The 17,230-nt window shown below is 45.1% G+C and carries 19 protein-coding genes and 2 tRNA genes; 3 read left to right on the forward strand and 18 right to left on the reverse strand.

The window, feature by feature from the left end; genetic code table 11:
- Window positions 1–62 precede the first annotated feature (62 nt).
- The 7 genes from rpsG to fkpA form a co-directional block, all read right to left on the reverse strand.
- The gene (rpsG, locus tag BLS03_RS22585) at window positions 63–533 is read right to left on the reverse strand and encodes a 30S ribosomal protein S7 (RefSeq protein ID WP_093279140.1); all 471 of its coding nucleotides are present in this window, start codon (window positions 531–533) and stop codon (window positions 63–65) included.
- Between the two features lie 118 nt (window positions 534–651).
- Window positions 652–1,026: a 30S ribosomal protein S12 gene (gene rpsL, locus BLS03_RS22590; RefSeq protein WP_004399892.1), complete on the reverse strand. Its 375-nt coding sequence runs from the start codon at window positions 1,024–1,026 to the stop codon at window positions 652–654.
- A gap of 203 nt (window positions 1,027–1,229) precedes the next feature.
- Window positions 1,230–1,508, reverse strand: coding sequence for a sulfurtransferase complex subunit TusB (tusB, locus tag BLS03_RS22595; protein ID WP_093279141.1), 279 nt, complete (start codon window positions 1,506–1,508; stop codon window positions 1,230–1,232).
- Window positions 1,509–1,518: 10 nt separating this feature from the next.
- Window positions 1,519–1,875 carry a sulfurtransferase complex subunit TusC gene (gene tusC, locus BLS03_RS22600; protein WP_093279142.1) on the reverse strand — a complete coding sequence of 119 codons (357 nt, stop codon included), beginning with the start codon at window positions 1,873–1,875 and terminating at the stop codon, window positions 1,519–1,521.
- Window positions 1,872–2,267 carry a sulfurtransferase complex subunit TusD gene (tusD, locus tag BLS03_RS22605; RefSeq protein WP_093279143.1) on the reverse strand — a complete coding sequence of 132 codons (396 nt, stop codon included), beginning with the start codon at window positions 2,265–2,267 and terminating at the stop codon, window positions 1,872–1,874. The genes tusC and tusD overlap by 4 nt, the downstream gene beginning before the upstream one ends.
- On the reverse strand, window positions 2,264–2,986 hold the full coding sequence (locus tag BLS03_RS22610; protein ID WP_093279144.1) for a helix-turn-helix transcriptional regulator: 723 nt from the start codon (window positions 2,984–2,986) through the stop codon (window positions 2,264–2,266). The genes tusD and BLS03_RS22610 overlap by 4 nt, the downstream gene beginning before the upstream one ends.
- Before the next feature lie 186 nt (window positions 2,987–3,172).
- Window positions 3,173–3,991 carry an FKBP-type peptidyl-prolyl cis-trans isomerase gene (fkpA, locus tag BLS03_RS22615; RefSeq protein WP_093279145.1) on the reverse strand — a complete coding sequence of 273 codons (819 nt, stop codon included), beginning with the start codon at window positions 3,989–3,991 and terminating at the stop codon, window positions 3,173–3,175.
- 141 nt (window positions 3,992–4,132) lie between these two features.
- Here fkpA and BLS03_RS22620 point away from each other — a divergent pair, with 141 nt between their 5' ends.
- Window positions 4,133–5,113 carry a WD40 repeat domain-containing protein gene (locus BLS03_RS22620; RefSeq protein WP_093279146.1) on the forward strand — a complete coding sequence of 327 codons (981 nt, stop codon included), beginning with the start codon at window positions 4,133–4,135 and terminating at the stop codon, window positions 5,111–5,113.
- 2 nt (window positions 5,114–5,115) lie between these two features.
- Entirely contained in the window at window positions 5,116–5,343 is a 228-nt protein-coding gene (locus BLS03_RS22625; RefSeq protein ID WP_093279147.1) for a SlyX family protein, read from the forward strand.
- A 56-nt stretch (window positions 5,344–5,399) separates the two neighbouring features.
- Here the strand turns inward: BLS03_RS22625 and BLS03_RS22630 are convergent, their stop codons facing one another.
- The 9 genes from BLS03_RS22630 to tsaE form a co-directional block, all read right to left on the reverse strand.
- A complete protein-coding gene (locus BLS03_RS22630; RefSeq protein ID WP_093279148.1) occupies window positions 5,400–5,585 on the reverse strand; it encodes a DUF2065 domain-containing protein in 186 nt (61 codons plus the stop codon).
- A gap of 68 nt (window positions 5,586–5,653) precedes the next feature.
- The gene (gene hflC, locus BLS03_RS22635; RefSeq protein ID WP_093279149.1) at window positions 5,654–6,634 is read right to left on the reverse strand and encodes a protease modulator HflC; all 981 of its coding nucleotides are present in this window, start codon (window positions 6,632–6,634) and stop codon (window positions 5,654–5,656) included.
- Window positions 6,635–6,636: 2 nt separating this feature from the next.
- On the reverse strand, window positions 6,637–7,830 hold the full coding sequence (gene hflK / locus BLS03_RS22640) for an FtsH protease activity modulator HflK (protein WP_093279150.1): 1,194 nt from the start codon (window positions 7,828–7,830) through the stop codon (window positions 6,637–6,639).
- Window positions 7,831–7,875: 45 nt separating this feature from the next.
- Entirely contained in the window at window positions 7,876–9,165 is a 1,290-nt protein-coding gene (gene hflX / locus BLS03_RS22645) for a ribosome rescue GTPase HflX (protein ID WP_093279151.1), read from the reverse strand.
- A 44-nt stretch (window positions 9,166–9,209) separates the two neighbouring features.
- Entirely contained in the window at window positions 9,210–9,473 is a 264-nt protein-coding gene (gene hfq, locus BLS03_RS22650) for an RNA chaperone Hfq (protein WP_093279152.1), read from the reverse strand.
- A 184-nt stretch (window positions 9,474–9,657) separates the two neighbouring features.
- Entirely contained in the window at window positions 9,658–10,605 is a 948-nt protein-coding gene (gene miaA / locus BLS03_RS22655; RefSeq protein WP_093279153.1) for a tRNA (adenosine(37)-N6)-dimethylallyltransferase MiaA, read from the reverse strand.
- The gene (gene mutL / locus BLS03_RS22660; protein WP_093279154.1) at window positions 10,598–12,586 is read right to left on the reverse strand and encodes a DNA mismatch repair endonuclease MutL; all 1,989 of its coding nucleotides are present in this window, start codon (window positions 12,584–12,586) and stop codon (window positions 10,598–10,600) included. The genes miaA and mutL overlap by 8 nt, the downstream gene beginning before the upstream one ends.
- A gap of 111 nt (window positions 12,587–12,697) precedes the next feature.
- The gene (locus BLS03_RS22665; RefSeq protein ID WP_093279155.1) at window positions 12,698–14,425 is read right to left on the reverse strand and encodes a LysM peptidoglycan-binding domain-containing protein; all 1,728 of its coding nucleotides are present in this window, start codon (window positions 14,423–14,425) and stop codon (window positions 12,698–12,700) included.
- Window positions 14,419–14,883 carry a tRNA (adenosine(37)-N6)-threonylcarbamoyltransferase complex ATPase subunit type 1 TsaE gene (tsaE, locus tag BLS03_RS22670; RefSeq protein WP_093279156.1) on the reverse strand — a complete coding sequence of 155 codons (465 nt, stop codon included), beginning with the start codon at window positions 14,881–14,883 and terminating at the stop codon, window positions 14,419–14,421. Before tsaE ends, BLS03_RS22665 begins: the two co-directional genes overlap by 7 nt.
- A gap of 206 nt (window positions 14,884–15,089) precedes the next feature.
- Between tsaE and queG the strand changes: the two genes are divergently transcribed.
- Window positions 15,090–16,211, forward strand: a complete 1,122-nt coding sequence (gene queG / locus BLS03_RS22675) for a tRNA epoxyqueuosine(34) reductase QueG (RefSeq protein ID WP_093279157.1) — start codon at window positions 15,090–15,092, stop codon at window positions 16,209–16,211.
- A 691-nt stretch (window positions 16,212–16,902) separates the two neighbouring features.
- Here queG and BLS03_RS22680 read toward each other — a convergent pair.
- Window positions 16,903–16,979, reverse strand: a tRNA-Met gene (locus BLS03_RS22680).
- Window positions 16,980–17,141: 162 nt separating this feature from the next.
- Window positions 17,142–17,217: transfer RNA gene (locus tag BLS03_RS22685), tRNA-Gly, on the reverse strand.
- Between the last annotated feature and the right edge of the window lie 13 nt (window positions 17,218–17,230).

The raw sequence follows: 17,230 nt of genomic DNA on the forward strand, positions 1-17,230 counted from the left end.
CTAAGGTGTACCTTAGAGTAAAGAAAAGTGCTGCGAGAGAGCCTCGCAGCACTGAAGGTCTATTACCAACGGTAATGAGCAAACGCTTTGTTCGCTTCTGCCATACGGTGAACGTCTTCACGTTTCTTAACAGCAGTACCTTTATTTTCTGACGCGTCTAGCATTTCAGCAGCTAGACGTCCAGCCATAGATTTTTCACCACGCTTACGCGCAGCTTCAACCAACCAACGCATAGCAAGTGCGTTACGGCGAACCGGACGTACTTCTACAGGCACTTGGTAAGTAGAACCACCTACACGGCGAGATTTAACTTCTACCGCTGGGCGAACATTTTCAAGAGCTTCTTCAAAAATAGCTAAGTGATCTTTACCAGATTTCTCAGCCATAGTGTCTAGTGCAGTGTAAACGATTTTTTCTGCAGTAGATTTTTTTCCGTCAACCATAAGGATGTTAACGAATTTTGCCAGCAGTTCAGATTTGAACTTAGGATCTGGAAGGATCTTACGCTGACCAATAACGCGACGACGTGGCATGGAATATTCTCCGTTGTCTTCTTCAGGTTTTATCCAAAACTTTTCAGTTTTTTCAAAAAATAAAAATTGAAAATAAGTGTTTGGCCTTACTTAACGCTTTCTTTATAAAAAAGAGGCATTAAGACTTAGGACGCTTCACACCGTACTTAGAACGACCTTGTTTACGGTCATTTACGCCAGCACAGTCAAGTGCGCCGCGAACAGTGTGGTAACGCACACCTGGAAGGTCTTTAACACGACCACCACGGATAAGAACAACTGAGTGCTCTTGAAGGTTGTGACCTTCACCGCCGATGTACGAAGTTACTTCGAAACCGTTTGTTAAACGAACACGACAAACTTTACGAAGTGCTGAGTTAGGTTTTTTAGGTGTAGTAGTGTAAACACGAGTACATACACCACGTTTTTGTGGGCACGCTTCTAGTGCAGGCACGTTGCTTTTAACAACTTGCTTTGCACGTGGTTTGCGTACCAACTGGTTAATAGTTGCCATTAACTAGCTCCTGATTTACTTGAAAGTAAGCTTTGTGAAAAATCTAGTCCCCAATGCAAATGCAAATTGGGGACGCAAAATTCTATGCAGCAGTGGGATGTGTGTCAAGAAATATACAGATCTTTTTTCAACCAAAAATCATGCATGAAGCACAAATGGGCTTTGGTCTTCGCATATTTATGCTTAGTCAGTTAAATACGCTGTTATTCCCAGGTCATGGAGTGGCTATGCTCGACAGTGAGTTCAACAAACTCAGCATAATTAATCACATGAATCGATGGACTGATTCGTGCATCAATACCTCGAGCTTTTGCATCTTCATCAAGAACATAAATTGAGTATTGGTCATTTCCTTGGACATAGTCCTTGTGCTGTGAAATTGCAGCATAAACACTATCTTCGATCAGCAACATCGCGTCCTGTTGAGACACAAATAATCGCGCATCTTGCAAAGCTGGGATGGTTTTTATGATATGTAACATACAGGTGCCTTTAGAAAGATAAGATTTTATCCGCTTGCTGCAGCTGTTGTTTAATCTCATCGCGATTTAGACGTTCGGCATTCAGCACTAAGTCAGCATGTGCCACACCTCGCTCATCGAGCGATTGCTGACAAACGTAGACTTGTTCAATGTCATAGAGCTCAAAGAGCTTAAACATTGGCGCATAATCTTTACTTGCGATGTGATTTGGTTGCTGGCCTTGCAACAATTGCAATACGCCATCAGCAACAAAAATCACTTGAATCGTTTCGCAATACGCCGAAGCAGCTAACAGAGCATCAACACCTTCACGCCCAGATGCGCTACCATGAGGTGCGCTGCGAAATACAAAGGTTAACTGACTCAAAACTGCACCACTCTGTCTTGGCTAAGAAGCGCTTCCGCCAAACTGCCAAGGCCCGACTGTTCAAAACCATCGGCAAGGTTGTGCGAAGCAAGGCCATGTTGCTGAGCTTCACTTTCACTCACAATACCTCTGCGCAGCGCTGCGGCAACACAAGTTTGCAAAGCAAATCCATGCTGTTGAGATAACGCTTGCCATGCAGCGGTAATATCAAACTCGTCATTTGCAGGCACCGCAAGTTGCCCACCATTGGTCACCCCATCACGATAAAAAAACACGCTGTTTAATTGATGACCTTTGGCAAGCAGGGCACTGGCAAACTTATACGCCGAACGTGACGATTGATCGCCATAGTTCGCACCATTGACGACCAACGTATAAGTCAGAGAATTCACTTCTCGTCTTCCTCGGTTTTGCGCTGACGTATATAGAGATAAACGGTATGCTTGGAAATATTTAAACGATCAGCCACTCGGTTGATGGCATCTTTAATATCAAAAATACCCTTATCAAACAGCTCCATGACGATCTGACGGTTTTTGGTGTTGTTCGAGACCGTCTTGTCTGCGTTAATCTCTTCAATCGTGCGCTCTACGGTTTGATCAACTAACTCCTCAACATCACTGGCAAAGTTAACTGATGAAGCCGCTTGTTTCGCTTCTTCATTGGGCATGAACGATTGCAAAACTTGAGAAAAGGGTGCGTCAAGGTTCACGTTAATACATAAGAGACCAATCACTCGATTGTCGCCATTGCGAATTGCAACGGTGATCGACTTCATCAACACGCCACCCTTTGCACGCGTGAAGTAGGAACGAGAAAAGTTGCGCTCGGATCCTTCAATGTCTTTAAGCATTTTAAGCGCCATATCGGTGATCGGTGATCCCACTTGGCGCCCGGTGTTTTCACCGTTAGCAATTTTAATCGCCGAAGTATTAAGATCTTCCAACGAGTGAAGCACTATCTCACAAAACGGACCGATTAGGCTTGCTATCCCATCCACCACCGCTTCATAAGACTTGAGAATTATTTTGTCGTGCTCGCTAAATGGCATCACATGAATAGATTCCATTTCAAGCAACTCATCAATGTTTACCGTCTCTGTAGTCGTCACTTCTTTCGCCTTCGAGTGAAAAATCAACAAATTGATGTAAGTTTATCAGAAATTTTGAAATGAACACTCAACTAAGTGGCATTCTAGTGATTTAAAACAAATATTTGCTCACAAAATCCGCAGTCAAAAAAAAGGCCTAACATCCGTTAGACCTTTTTGAACAGCATAAAATGCTAACAAAGCATATTATTGACTTGCTTTCGCTGAATCCGCACCAGCGTCTTGAGCTTTGTCGCCATTGTCAATTTTTAGCAATTCCACTTCAAACACAAGAGTCGAGTTCGCTGGAATAGTCGGAGTATCTTGCTCGCCGTAAGCCAGCTCAGGCGGGATTACGAACTTGAATTTAGAGCCAACCGGCATTAACTGAACGCCTTCAGTCCAACCAGGAATCACACGGTTAAGTGGGAAGGTCGCTGGTTCGCCACGATCATATGAACTATCGAATTGAGTACCGTCAATCAGAGTACCCTTGTAGTGAACTTGCACTGTATCGGTCTCTTTTGGCATCTCGCCATCCGCAGGAGTGATGATTTGGTATAGAAGGCCTGAGTCAGTTTTCTTCACGCCGTCTTGCTTTTCAAATTCAGCTCGGAATTCATCACCCGCTTTTTTGTTTTTCGCTGCTTTTTCAGCAGATTGTTTCTGCATCTTATCTGCAACGCGTTTGTCTAAACCTTCTAGAGCTGCGCGAGTTTCTTCTTCGCTAAGCTCTGGCTTACCAGAGAACACGTGCTCAATACCTTGCAACACTAAATCTTTGTTAAGATGAATGCCGATTTCGCTTGGCTTATCCAAACTGGTGTTAAGATAGTTAGCGAATGACACACCAATCGCGTACGCGGCTTTGTCATCTTCGGTTTTAAAGTTAACTGCTTTTCCGGCTTCAGCTTGTACTTGTTCGGTTGCAGGCTGAGTGTCAGCTTTTGGCTCTTCTTCTTTTTGACAGCCAGCTGCTAACATGACGGTAGCTGCAAGCAGTGACACTTTAAACATTGATTTCATTGAACTCTCCACGTTGTGATGGATTTACTGTTTGTCCCTGTGCACAAAAATATCGTAAATACTGGTGTACACAAATATGTTGTACCAATATAGCTAATATGCGTTCCGAATGTCGGAAAACCAAGTGGATAATTAGATTTAATGCGGATAAATTTTTATGCTTCTCTGATTTTAATCACAACGCTTTTGCTCGGCGGTTGTTTATTTTCTTCTAAAGAAGATCAGAGGTGGCAACTTGATCCGTCAGGTTCAACCAGTTTTGCACTTAGTCGAGACGCACGTTTCGCTTTACTCTACTCCAAGAAAAACCATTTAACGTTATGGGATCTTGAAGACAACGTAAAATTGGCGGATCTCGGCGAACACGATGCTGATGGCAGTACCATTTCACGCATTCGTATCTCAGATAATGGTCGCTTTGCAATTACAGCAAGCCAAATGCAATTTGCAGTCTGGGATCTGGCGTGGACCCAAGCAAAAGGCCTTTGGTCTATCTCCGACGGTCTGATTAGAGACGTCGATATCACCAGTAATGGAGAGCAAGTCGTGCTTGGCCTCTCCAATGGCAAAGCAATTTACGTCAATTTAGTCACTGGACGCCGCCTAGAGTTCCTTGCCCATCGAGAAAAAGTCAATTCCGTCGCCATTTCCCCCAACGGCCGCTTCGCTCTTTCTGGCGGAAATGACTACACCGCCTATTTATGGGATACCACCAGCGGCCAAATTCTCCATAGTTTCGAGCTAGACCAGCGTGTTAATCGCGTCGCACTACAAAGAGATGGTAAATTGGCTTTTACCTCAGACGGTGGCAATAAAGCGGTTATCTGGGACCTTACGACTGGCGAGAAAGTATCGCGATTACACAGTTGGTACCGCCAACTGATCTTTTCATCGGCTCGATTTTCTGATGATGGCTCTAAATTGGTGACAGGAACGCCTTCTGGACGCATCAGTGTATGGGATACAAAAACCGGCGATAAGCTTGAGCAATTTGAAGCCGAGCCGCTAAAAGATACTCGCCCTCCTACCGCTGTAGTGTATGATGCAGCCTTTGATAAACAGCAACGTGTAATTTCAGCAACTTCCGCAGGCATTGCACAAGCTTGGAAAATAGAACCGTAATCATGAGCGATCAAAATACTGAGCAACTACAACAACGGCTGGATGATTTAGAGTGTCAATTAGCCTTTCAAGAACAAACCATTGAAGCGCTTAATGCCGCACTGAGCAGCCAACAGCTACTGATTACCAAGATGCAAGATCAGATGAAGTATGTAGTTGGAAAAGTAAAAAACATCGACTCATCCAACCTTGCCACTCAAGACGAAGAGACACCACCACCGCACTACTAACTGCATTGGTGTTGGATTAAATTCATAGGCTCGGTACCAACATAAGTTTTGTGTGGCTAGAGAAAACACCACGCGATCACAACGCCAGCAACCACTAAACAGCCACCAATTCGACGTAATTGGTTATCAGGTTGTGCGCTTAATTCTGCAACCATAGCTCGCCAGCCTTTTGGCGCGATCAGTGGGCCGATACCTTCTGCAATCAATACAAATCCTAGCGCAATCCAAAGTGAATTCGACATTTTAAACTCCCAAAAATAAAGGCTCCCAGAGGAGCCTTTATATCGATGATGACAAAATCATTTAACCATTAAGGTTTCACTGCACCCTTTGAATCTTTCATATATTTGAAGAATTCGCTGTTTGGATCCAGAACCAAAATATCACTCTTATCGCTAAATGACTTCTCATAAGCTTTTAGTGAACGCAAGAAGCTAAAGAACTCTGGATCTTTACGATAAGCATCCGAGTAAATCTTGGCAGCTTTTGCATCGGCTTCACCGCGAGTCACGCGAGCGGTTTTATCCGCTTCAGCCAGAATGGTTGCGACTTCTAGCTCAGCTTGAGCTTTGATGATTTCTGCTTTTTCACGACCTTGAGAACGGTGCTTACGAGCAACAGATTCACGTTCCGCACGCATACGACGATAAATCGATTCGCTGATTTCATCAGGTAGGTTGATTTTCTTCATTCGGAAATCAACCACATAGACACCTAAGTCTTTTTCAGCACTCTTACGGGTATCATTCAGAACGTTTTCCATGATCTGGTCACGTTGACCATCCACTTCTAACGCTTGTTTCGCCGCCTCAGTGGTCACCACTTCAGAATCAGAACTGTCAGGCAATACATCTTGGTTACGAGGACCAGAGACAATCTGCTTAATTTCGCGTGAACCGATTTCTGAGCGAAGTACGTCCGTTACTTTACGTTCAAGTAGCGTTTCTGCCGTCAGAGTATTACCGCCACCTGTTGCTAGGTAGTATTGACCGAAGTCTTTGATACGCCATTTCACGTAAGAATCGATGATAACGTCTTTTTTCTCAGAGGTAACGAAACGGTCTGAGCGGCCATCCATTGTTTGAATACGAGCATCAAGAGTTTTGACGCGATCAAACAGTGGTAATTTTAAATGCAAACCCGGTTCGTAAATCTTCGAAACGTTATTGTCATCCTTCAGAACACGACCGAATCGAATTACGATACCGCGTTCACCTTCAGGAATCACAAATATGCTCATTAGAACAACGATCAACGCAACAACAACTACAGGGATCATTAACTTACGCATTCTTAGTATCTCCCTTGACGTGAATCATTAGTGCGTGATTGAGAGCTTGAACTGCCATCTGAATCACTGCGTTGTGACTCAAGCTCGATTTGATCATAGCTAGCTGACGATTTCTGGCTGCGCTTAGTCGGCGCCGAATCTTGTCCCGCTAACTTATCAATTGGCAAGTACAGCAAGTTGCCACTTGATTTCGAATCAATCAGCACTTTAGAAGATTTAGAATACACTTCTTGCATCGAATCTAGGTACAAACGATCACGCGTCACTTTTGGCGCTGCCAAATACTCTGGTAGCAGTTTCTCGAATTGAGCCACTTGACCTAACGCTTCATTAACTGTGCGTTCGGTGTAACCATGAGCTTCTTTCTTCAAGCGCTCGGCACGACCAGTCGCTTTAGGCAAAATTTCGTTTTTATACGCTTCTGCTTCACGAATGAAACGCTCTTCGTCTTCTCGAGCCGCGATAGCATCATCAAATGCATCTTTCACCTGTTCAGGTGGACGAGCAGACTGGAAGTTAACGTCAACTACCGTGATGCCCATATCATAGCTGTCAATGATTGAGTTCAACGTCTCTTGAGTACTTTGACGAATTTGCTGACGGCCACTGGTTAGAATGCTATCCATTAAAGAGTCGCCCACCACAGCACGAAGTGCTGAGTCAGTTGCTTGACGCAAGCTGTCATCAGCATTCGTCACTCGGTAAAGATATTTATATGGGTCAGAAACGCGGTATTGAATATCCATACCGACGGTCACTACGTTCTCATCTTTAGTCAACATCAGACCAGAAGCACGTAATGAACGAATTGCTTGGACGTTTACCGGAGTGACTTCGTCAATAAATTGAGGACGCCAGTTCAAACCAGGATCGACGATACGATCGTACTTACCTAAACGAAGCACCACGCCTCGTTCTGCTTCACCGATGGTATAAAAACCAGCGAAAAACCAAACTGCAACGGCAATTGCAGCAATGACACCAAACCCAATAGCACTGCCGCCACCGAGTGAAGGACCTTTGCCACCTTTGCGGCCAAACTTTCCACCCAGCTTCTGACTCAGCTTATTGAAGACTTCGTCTAAGTCTGGCGGACCTTGATCACGGCCACCTTTGTTACCGCGATTATTATTACCCCATGGGTCATTATCGCGGCCATTGTTGCCGTTGTTATTTCCAGGCTCATTCCACGCCATTAGAAAGCTCCATCATTTGATATGACGTTATACTGTAGCAGTCATTTAAGTAACTATAAAGTCACGTAAAACTGCCCCTTCTCTTTTTTCAAGTCTAGACCAATCTACTTGCTGCATGCGGACATTGATCAGCAAACAGCCGTCTTGGTCATATTCTTCTTGTTGAATACAATTCATGCGAAAGAATATACTGCGAATACGTCCCTGATACTGTGGCGGTATGCACAGACGGTGATCAACCATTTGACTCGCTAACCTTGCGGTTAGAGCTTCAAATAATAGGTCAATCCCTTTTCCTTCCATCGCCGATACCCAGACGGTTCTTGGTACCCCTTCCTCATCATATTCGATACGAGGAGACTGCCCTTCAAGATTGTCAATTTTGTTCATGACTATCAAAGTCGGAACTTCATTGGCATCGATTTCTTCAAGAACTTCGTCAACTGCCCGAATATTCTCACGAAAACGGTCGTCACTGGCATCAACAACATGTAACAAAATGTCAGCTTCTTGTGTTTCTTGCAGGGTCGCTTTGAAGGCAGCGACGAGATCATGGGGTAAATGACGAATAAAACCTACGGTATCTGCAAGAATGGCAGGCCCTACATCTGCTAAGTCGATTTTACGCAAGGTCGGATCCAAAGTAGCGAACAATTGATCAGCTGCGTAAACACCCGCTTCAGTAATACGGTTAAATAACGTTGATTTACCCGCGTTGGTATAACCAACGAGAGAAATAGTAGGAATTTCAGCGCGATTTCGAGCACGTCGACCTTGTTCTCGCTGCTTAGCGACTTTCTCGAGTCGACGAAGAATCGCTTTGATACGTTCACGCAACAAACGGCGGTCAGTTTCTAACTGAGTTTCACCAGGCCCACGTAGACCGATACCACCTTTTTGTCTTTCAAGGTGCGTCCAGCCACGAATTAAGCGTGTTGAGATATGGCGCAGCTGAGCAAGTTCAACTTGTAACTTACCTTCATGGGTGCGCGCGCGCTGGGCAAAAATATCCAGAATTAGACCAGTTCGATCTAACACTCGACATTTGCAAAGCATTTCAAGATTTCGCTCTTGGGCAGGAGAAAGGGCGTGATTAAAAATCACAATGTCAGCACCATTTAACTGCACCGATTGGGCAATTTCTTGGGCCTTTCCCTCTCCGACATAGTATTTAGGGTGTGGAGATTGACGACTACCAGTAATCACTTGTAGCGTCGAAACTCCAGCAGAAGACGCCAGCATTTCAAATTCGCTTAAGTCTTCCCATTCACCCTCTTGCGTGAAGTTGATATGAACAAGTACGGCTCGCTCACCGGCTTCATAACGGTCAAACAAGCAATCAACTCCTTAGTTTATTGCCGACAGAGATATTCAGAGGATTAATCTTCTGATTTCTCTGGACGATCAGATTGTTGAGGACGGTCGTTACTGTGGTGGCTCACAGGGCGAGCCGGAACAACAGTAGAAATCGCATGCTTGTATACCATTTGATTTACTGTGTTTTTCAAAAGAATAACGAACTGGTCAAAAGATTCGATCTGGCCTTGTAGTTTAATTCCGTTTACAAGGTAGATAGACACTGGAATACGTTCGCGACGTAGTGCATTTAAGAATGGGTCTTGTAAAGATTGCCCCTTAGCCATTTTATTTTCCTTATTTGTAATTTTGTTTTAGTTATTTAGCTGGCGGTGCACTGCAAAAGTAAGTGCCTTTGCATCTGAGCTAAACGAATAAAAAACACCCTACCACTTCTTGTTATGAAGGCTTTACACCAAAATTTCAAGTCGCGGTTCCTTGACAGGGTAAATTCACGCAAAAGCGATCACATTATACACAGCTAACCCCCTCAGATGCTAATGCATTTGAGACAGTTTCTAGAGCCTGATCAATATGTTCGCTATCCAACCAAGTTAAATTATCCCAGCTGCGCAACCAGGTAATTTGTCGCTTGGCCAATTGACGGGTCGCACAGATTCCACGAAATATCGCATCATCTAGCGTGGTATTCCCATCTAAATAGTCCCACATCTGCCGATAACCGACGCAACGAATTGAAGGAAGATCTGGATGAAGATCATCTCGGGCATACAATGCTTTCATCTCGTCTTCAAAGCCCATCTCGAGCATTTTTTCAAATCGGAGTTCTATTCGGCGATGGAGTTCAGTCCTTTCCCTGGGAGCGATCGCAAACTGCTTTACTCTAAACGGCAGTTGGTCACCTTTCGTTTGAGTCAGCTCAGTAAGAGTTTTACCTGAAATTCGATAAACTTCCAATGCCCGCGATAACCTTTGCGGATCATTTGGATGAATTCTTGCGGCTGAAACAGGATCGATCGCCTTGAGTTGATCGTGCAGCACCTCCCAACCATTAGTCAATGCTTCTTGCTCAATTTGTTGGCGAATTTCTGGATCCGCCGCGGGAAGCGGTGATAACCCTTCTAATAGAGCCTTGTAATACAACATAGTTCCGCCCACGAGCAAAGGGATTTTTCCTTGCGCGGCAATCTCATGCATTTCTTTTAGCGCATCGCGTCGAAAATCTGCTGCGGAATACGCTTGGGCTGGATCCAAAATATCAATCAAACGATGCGGTGCCAATTGCTGTTCGCGCTGATCGGGTTTTGCGGTTCCGATATCCATACCACGATAAATCAGTGCCGAATCGACAGAAATAATTTCCACTGGGTATTTCTGACGCAAACGAATGGCAAGTTCAGTCTTGCCTGATGCAGTAGGGCCCATCAAGAATAGGGCCAAAGGTAACTCTTTATTCATAATTTAATGCTGCGATTGTCGCTGTAAAATCGATAGGTCTGACCAACGAACGGTCATCAAATGGCAAGTTGCCTTGCCAAACCTGCTCTGCCTCAGCCACCAGCTGTATGGCTTCAGACAAAGTGTAGTTGCTTTTAGTTTTGACCACTTGATGCGCCAACCAATCCGCCAATTCATCCCGAGGAGAGATGCTCGAAGCCAGATTTTGCGCCGCAAAGGCCAACATGTCAGGAATTAGGTTCTGTAAGTTATGTTGACGCAAAGGCTGGGGCACCCCCATCACCATCAATGAATTGCCGCCTCTGGCTTTTAACTCGATACCAAATGAGGTGAGTAACTCAAAAATATCTTCACTCACCTGAATCAAAGAAGGTTCTAACTTCATTGCCAGCGGCACTAAAAGCGGCTGACTTTTGAGTGGTTGCTGCAAAGGTGCAAGTTGCCCACGAGTACGATACCACTCGGCTCTTGGCAGCGAGAGTAACAGGCAATGCTGCTTATCAGCCATAACTAAATATTGCTCTTGCACCACACATACGGCCTTACCTAATTTATCAATAGGCTCAGCGTGAACGACAACACTCGGTGATACTTGTGAGCTAAGCTGAGCAACCACCTCAGCCTTTGCGCTTTCGGGAGTGGTTAATAGCTGCTTGTACGCTCTTAACTCACTTTGACTTGGCGAGGCTGGCACCGAGCGCTCTTTTGGCGCTGATGATTTGCCTGCTGAAGAAGAAAATGCAGGTTTTGAATCATTCCATGAGCGACTCGTGCTCTGTTCCCGCACTTCAAAAGCATCATTCGTATTGCGAGTCGATTTCCCCGGATAAGCCGGAGAATCTTCAATTGCTTGATAAACCCGCTCTGGAACTGGGTTTGCTTGCGGGTTTTGCTGTTCAGAGCTCCAATCACTGACCACTTGAGGTTGCTCAGGGCTTGGAGTATGAAACGCCGATTGTGTCAGCTCTGTCTTATCAATGTCTGCGCCTTGGGCAAGCGCATCGGCCAAAGCTTGATAAATAAAATCATGCACTAAGCGCCCTTGATGAAAACGCACTTCATGCTTAGCTGGATGGACATTGACATCCACTTGATGTGGGTCGACATCAATATACAGAACATACGCGGCGAACTGATCAGGACGTAAGCTGGTTTCGTAGCTTTGACGAATCGCGTGATTAATCAACTTATCACGCATCATTCGCCCATTAACGTAACAATACTGAAGATCGCTTTGTGCCCGCGCCCCTTGTGGCGTGATTATCCAGCCATGAAGTCTTAGGCCTTGATGCTCAAGTTCGATCGCCAGCATATGGCGAACAAACGGCGCACCACACACAGCAGCAACGCGTTTTTCTCGTTGCTGATCCGTTTGTGCAGCGCGATACTGACGCACTATTTTGCCGTTATGTTTGAGATGAATCGTGACATCAAAACGGCTTAACGCAATGCGTTTAATTAACTCGTCAATATGGGTAAATTCGGTTTTATCGGTGCGCAGAAACTTGCGTCTGGCTGGCGTGTTAAAAAACAAATCTAACACTTCAATCGAAGTACCAATGGGATGTGCTGCGGGCTGAAGCTTCACTTCCATATCCCGACCTTCCGCGTGTGCTGACCAAGCTTGCTCTTGCGTTGCGGTTCGTGACGTCAGTGTCAGACGCGACACCGCACTGATACTCGCAAGCGCCTCGCCACGAAAACCCAAGCTCATGATCGCTTCAAGGTCATCCAAGCTATGGATTTTAGACGTCGCGTGACGACTCAGCGCCAGCCCCAGTTCGTCTTTATCAATTCCTTTGCCGTTGTCACGCACACGAATCAGCTTAGCGCCACCTTTTTCGATATCGATATCGATTCGTGTCGCACCGGCATCTAAGCTGTTCTCAACCAACTCTTTAACCACGGAAGCTGGTCTTTCAACCACTTCTCCGGCAGCAATTTGGTTGGCGAGACGGGCGGGTAGAATTTTAATAGTCATGAACTGGCGAAACTCCCTGTGACTCGCAATCTCAATGACGAAATCGCCCGACTTTGGAAAAAAATCGGGCGATTTCGTCAATTAGGATGGTGGTTGGCAACCAAAATGCGATTAATTATTTGGAATAATCAACTCTTGGCCGACCGCTAATCCATCGGAACGTAATTTGTTGGCTCGGCGAATACTGTCGACCGAAACGCCATAGTGAGTAGCAATCTTACCTAAAAATTCACCACGCTTCACGGTATGTTTTCTCAGTGGACGATCCTTCATACTCACGGTGATTTTCAGTTTCTGGCCCAACTTCAACGTGTCGGATTTCAGGTTGTTCTCACGCTTAATCGTCGAAACAGGCACCTTGTACTTACTGGCAATCAACCCCAGATATTCACCGCGTTGAACCACATGCGTGACCACACGCGTTTCAACCGGATTTTCAATCACAGGAACCGGAATATCTTTTGATCCACCCGCAGGAATCGTCAGAACTTGACCGATTCGCAGTGACGAACTGGAAAGATTGTTGGCACTCATAATCGCTTTACTGGACACGCCATAACGCTGAGCCAGTACAGACAAAGATTCACCACTGGTGACTTTATGCTTCAGCGCCTTACCACGATTGGCAAATAACGTCCCTTCCGGCGGATTCTCTTCAAAATACTGCACCACCGCTTTCGCTAAAGCGCGGGCTAATTTATCTTGATGGCTACGCTGGAACAGTAAACGCTCTTCGTTCGGGTTAGAAATAAACCCTGTCTCGACCAATACCGATGGAATATCCGGTGACTTCAACACCGCCAAACTGGCATTAACAGGCTTGCGTTTATGCAGGTAAGCAACCTTACCCACCTCAGCCAAGATCTTTGTCGCAACTTTATAGCCTTCTTTTTGCGAGTGACTAAATTGCAAATCAAGCAAAGTCTGGCTGATGTTTTTATCGTTATTATTCTTGGCCAGCACTTCACCTGCACCGCCAAGCAATTGCGATTGTTGTTCGTGGTTTTCAACCCAGCGACCAATTTCTGTATTGGCTCGGCGCGTATTGAGAACAAACACAGAAGCGCCACGAGGTTGCGGAGAAGAGAACGCATCAGCGTGAATCGACACCAGCAAATGAGCTTTATTCTTGCGCGCAATTTCAGAGCGTTTATTAAGATTAACGTAGTAATCTCCTTGACGCGTCAACACCGCTTTCATTCCCGGTACCGCATTAATTTGCGCTGCAATTTTCTTGGCGATAGCCAGAGTGGCCACTTTTTCATATTTGCGGCTTGGGCCAATCGAACCTGGGTCTTCGCCGCCATGGCCGGCATCAATCGCAACCACAATGTCACCAGAGCCTTTTAATGACGAAGCATCACGGCTGACAGTACTGGTTGTGGTGGCGGATGACGAAGTCGCGGAAGTATCCGGTTTTTCGCTATGGGCAAAGTCCACCACTAAACGGTGACCATATTGCCCACCCGGTGTCGGGGCCAACGTGAATAGATTCGCTGGCGCTTTGCTCTTGAGCTCAAACACCAAGCGATAGGTGCCTTTCTCCGGCGGAGAACTGCTACGAACCTTGGTTAGCACCGGGCTGTCACCCACGTTGATAGGAAGTTTGGTTTGTAGCGCAGTGTTTTTCAGATCGACCACCAAACGGTTTGGACCCGTAAGGCTAAAATAGCTGTAATCAGCTTGGTCTTTTAAATCGATGACAACACGGGTTTCATCCGGAGACGGCCAGACACGGACGCCTTCTAACGCATTAGCCCAAAGTAATTTAGGAAACAGTAAAAGCGTTAAGAAGCAGGAAACAAAAGCGGCTCTATACGACAACGTACTTTTTAACATAGTTCCAGTTTGCTTAGTAAGGTAGACCCATAGTCATTGTTAGCGGTAAAAACCGCGACTCTTTGCTCTCCGTCGTAACGTAATTCCAAATCCAAATCCGCTTGAGGCAGTAAACCGTAGCCCTTCTCAGGCCACTCAACCAAGCAAATTGCATCGGCAGAGAAGTAATCACGAATGCCCATAAACTCGAGCTCTTCTGGATCTGCAAGACGATAAAGATCGAAATGATAAACTTGCCAGTTATCAAGCTGGTATGGCTCAACCAAAGTATAAGTTGGGCTTTTGACGTTACCGTTGTGACCTAAAGCACGAATAAAGCCGCGACTAAATGTGGTTTTACCCGCTCCTAAATCACCGTGTAAATAGATGGTGGTTTGCTGAGAGCAAAGATTTGCTAACGCGCTTCCCATCGCAACAGTCGCATTTTCATCGATTAAGGAGAAGTTTTTCGTACTCATGGATTACATTCTCTAGAGAGTCAAAATGACTATATAAAAATCAAAAGAATACGAATAGTAAACTGGGTTGGATTTCGGAGACAAGATCTCTTCTGTAAGTAATTAGAAAATAATTGCCAAGATATTGCTTCCAAAGTTGAACACTGGCTAGATCACAACCCCAAGATCCGTTAAGATCCTGCCCCCATTTTAACCAGTCAGCCATTATGGATTATCAGCAACTCGCACAGCAGATCAAACTGTGGGCAACCGAGCTCGGATTCCAGAAAGTTGGGATCTGTGATGTCGATCTGTCTGAACACGAAGCAGAGCTACAGAAATGGCTGGATGCCGGTTTCCATGGTGAGATGGACTGGATGGCGCGACATGGAATGCTCAGAGCCCGGCCAAATGAATTGCTTCCCGGCACGATTCGCGTCATTAGCGTCAGAATGGACTACTTACCGCAACAAGCCGCATTTTCAGCCAATCTCAGTCGCCGAGATCACGCTTATATTAGCCGCTACGCGCTAGGGCGAGACTACCACAAACTGGTGAGAAACCAGCTCAAGAAATTAGGCCAAAAAATCGAGCAACAGGTTGATGCATTGGGCTATCGACCGTTCGTCGATTCTGCACCGATTTTAGAACGTCCTCTCGCCCAAAAGGCGGGCTTAGGCTGGACGGGCAAACACTCGCTAATTTTAGATAAAGACGCGGGTTCTTGGTTTTTCCTAGGCGAGTTATTGGTCGACATTCCACTTCCCGTTGATGAACCGCAGGTCAATCAATGCGGAAAGTGCCAAGCTTGCATTACATCCTGTCCAACCAATGCCATTATTGAAGATGGCGTAGTTGATGCGCGGCGCTGCATTTCGTATCTAACCATTGAGTTCGATGGCGTGATTGACGAAGAATTTCGCCATGCAATTGGAAATAGAATTTATGGCTGTGATGATTGCCAGCTGGTGTGTCCGTGGAATCGATTTGCACCTTTAAGCGAACAAGATGATTTTCAGCGTCGAGAGGTGTTGAAAAATCCAGATCTTGTGTCACTCTTTCTATGGAGTGAAGAAACCTTCCTCGACCACATGCAAGGATCGGCAATTCGCCGCATAGGGCATATTCAGTGGTTAAGAAACATTTCAATTGCGATGGGTAACGCAGATTACTCACCAGAAATAGTAGATGCATTAGAACGTCGGAAAGGGATTAACGACATGTTAGACATTCACATTCAGTGGGCGCTAGAACAACAACTCAACCAAATACCTACCCCAGGGACCATAGATACCAAGCAACAACGTTTGATTCGTATCGTTCAAAAAGGTCTGCCTAGAGATGCATAATACCTGCCGTATTAATCACTGCATAATTTGACTTGGCTCCAAAAAATGCAATGTGGAAAAAGTCAAATTTGCACAGAATTTTTCTCTATATGTGAAGAGTTAATCACATTGAAAACCAATGACAAAGATCAAAGAACAACGACTTAATGATCTTTTTTGACCATAGATAAAAACGCTTAATATTAGAAAAAATCCTTTAATTACAATCGATTAATTTAATTTTATTGAAAATAGAAAAATCGTTTTAATAAAAAGATCTTAAATATTAAATGCTTATACATGACTAAAAATCAGGTTACTCACCAAGTTATCCACAAAAAACAACTTGTGGATAAGTCTGTTGACGATTTTAAATAGTGATGACTAAACCAAACTTGGCAGTCAAGCAAAATTTTCTATGCTTCAGGCATGAATTTAGAGCAGAAAAACGTCCACCTTTATTAAGGAAGACATCTAATTTTTTAGGGTTGATGCTTCTCAGCATTATCTAAAGAGCGGTCATCAATGATGATGATTAATTGAAAAACAGTCAGTGCTGTTTCTTGTATCGTGCCTAACTTAATATCGGTAAGCGATACGGGTTACCCAACAATCACTACGGTAACAGAGTTTTTACTCAGTTAGTAGCCGAAAATCAGCCCGACTTGTATCGTTGCTGAATTCAATGACTTGGGATATCTGAATCTGAAATTGGTTGCGGGGGCCGGATTTGAACCGACGACCTTCGGGTTATGAGCCCGACGAGCTACCAGGCTGCTCCACCCCGCGTCCGTATCATCATTTAAAGCGTGATGAGCGCTGAACTTCCCGAAGGAAGAAATTTGGAGCGACACACGAGGTTCCCGTTCTCTTCGTAAAGAGGCGTGACCTCAACCTTGGCAAGGTTGCACTCTAATGAGTGGTGGCGCTATACCTTCCGGAGAAGGAAACTGGAGCGACACACGAGGTTCGAACTCGTGACCTCAACCTTGGCAAGGTTGCGCTCTACCAACTGAGCTAGTGTCGCATATTATCAGAAG

The organism is Vibrio xiamenensis (assembly GCF_900100015.1).
Classification (GTDB): domain Bacteria; phylum Pseudomonadota; class Gammaproteobacteria; order Enterobacterales; family Vibrionaceae; genus Vibrio; species Vibrio xiamenensis.

What these genes read in the sequence shown, in the direction of transcription:
- mutL (WP_093279154.1), bottom strand. Translation starts at nt 12,586, where the DNA reads ATGACTATTAAAATTCTACCCGCCCGTCTCGCCAACCAAATTGCTGCC.
- tsaE (WP_093279156.1), bottom strand. Translation starts at nt 14,883, where the DNA reads ATGAGTACGAAAAACTTCTCCTTAATCGATGAAAATGCGACTGTTGCG.
- rpsG (WP_093279140.1), bottom strand. Translation starts at nt 533, where the DNA reads ATGCCACGTCGTCGCGTTATTGGTCAGCGTAAGATCCTTCCAGATCCT.
- miaA (WP_093279153.1), bottom strand. Translation starts at nt 10,605, where the DNA reads ATGAATAAAGAGTTACCTTTGGCCCTATTCTTGATGGGCCCTACTGCA.
- hflK (WP_093279150.1), bottom strand. Translation starts at nt 7,830, where the DNA reads ATGGCGTGGAATGAGCCTGGAAATAACAACGGCAACAATGGCCGCGAT.
- fkpA (WP_093279145.1), bottom strand. Translation starts at nt 3,991, where the DNA reads ATGAAATCAATGTTTAAAGTGTCACTGCTTGCAGCTACCGTCATGTTA.
- BLS03_RS22620 (WP_093279146.1), top strand. Translation starts at nt 4,133, where the DNA reads ATGCGGATAAATTTTTATGCTTCTCTGATTTTAATCACAACGCTTTTG.
- rpsL (WP_004399892.1), bottom strand. Translation starts at nt 1,026, where the DNA reads ATGGCAACTATTAACCAGTTGGTACGCAAACCACGTGCAAAGCAAGTT.
- BLS03_RS22625 (WP_093279147.1), top strand. Translation starts at nt 5,116, where the DNA reads ATGAGCGATCAAAATACTGAGCAACTACAACAACGGCTGGATGATTTA.
- tusB (WP_093279141.1), bottom strand. Translation starts at nt 1,508, where the DNA reads ATGTTACATATCATAAAAACCATCCCAGCTTTGCAAGATGCGCGATTA.
- hflC (WP_093279149.1), bottom strand. Translation starts at nt 6,634, where the DNA reads ATGCGTAAGTTAATGATCCCTGTAGTTGTTGTTGCGTTGATCGTTGTT.
- queG (WP_093279157.1), top strand. Translation starts at nt 15,090, where the DNA reads ATGGATTATCAGCAACTCGCACAGCAGATCAAACTGTGGGCAACCGAG.
- BLS03_RS22630 (WP_093279148.1), bottom strand. Translation starts at nt 5,585, where the DNA reads ATGTCGAATTCACTTTGGATTGCGCTAGGATTTGTATTGATTGCAGAA.
- BLS03_RS22665 (WP_093279155.1), bottom strand. Translation starts at nt 14,425, where the DNA reads ATGTTAAAAAGTACGTTGTCGTATAGAGCCGCTTTTGTTTCCTGCTTC.
- hfq (WP_093279152.1), bottom strand. Translation starts at nt 9,473, where the DNA reads ATGGCTAAGGGGCAATCTTTACAAGACCCATTCTTAAATGCACTACGT.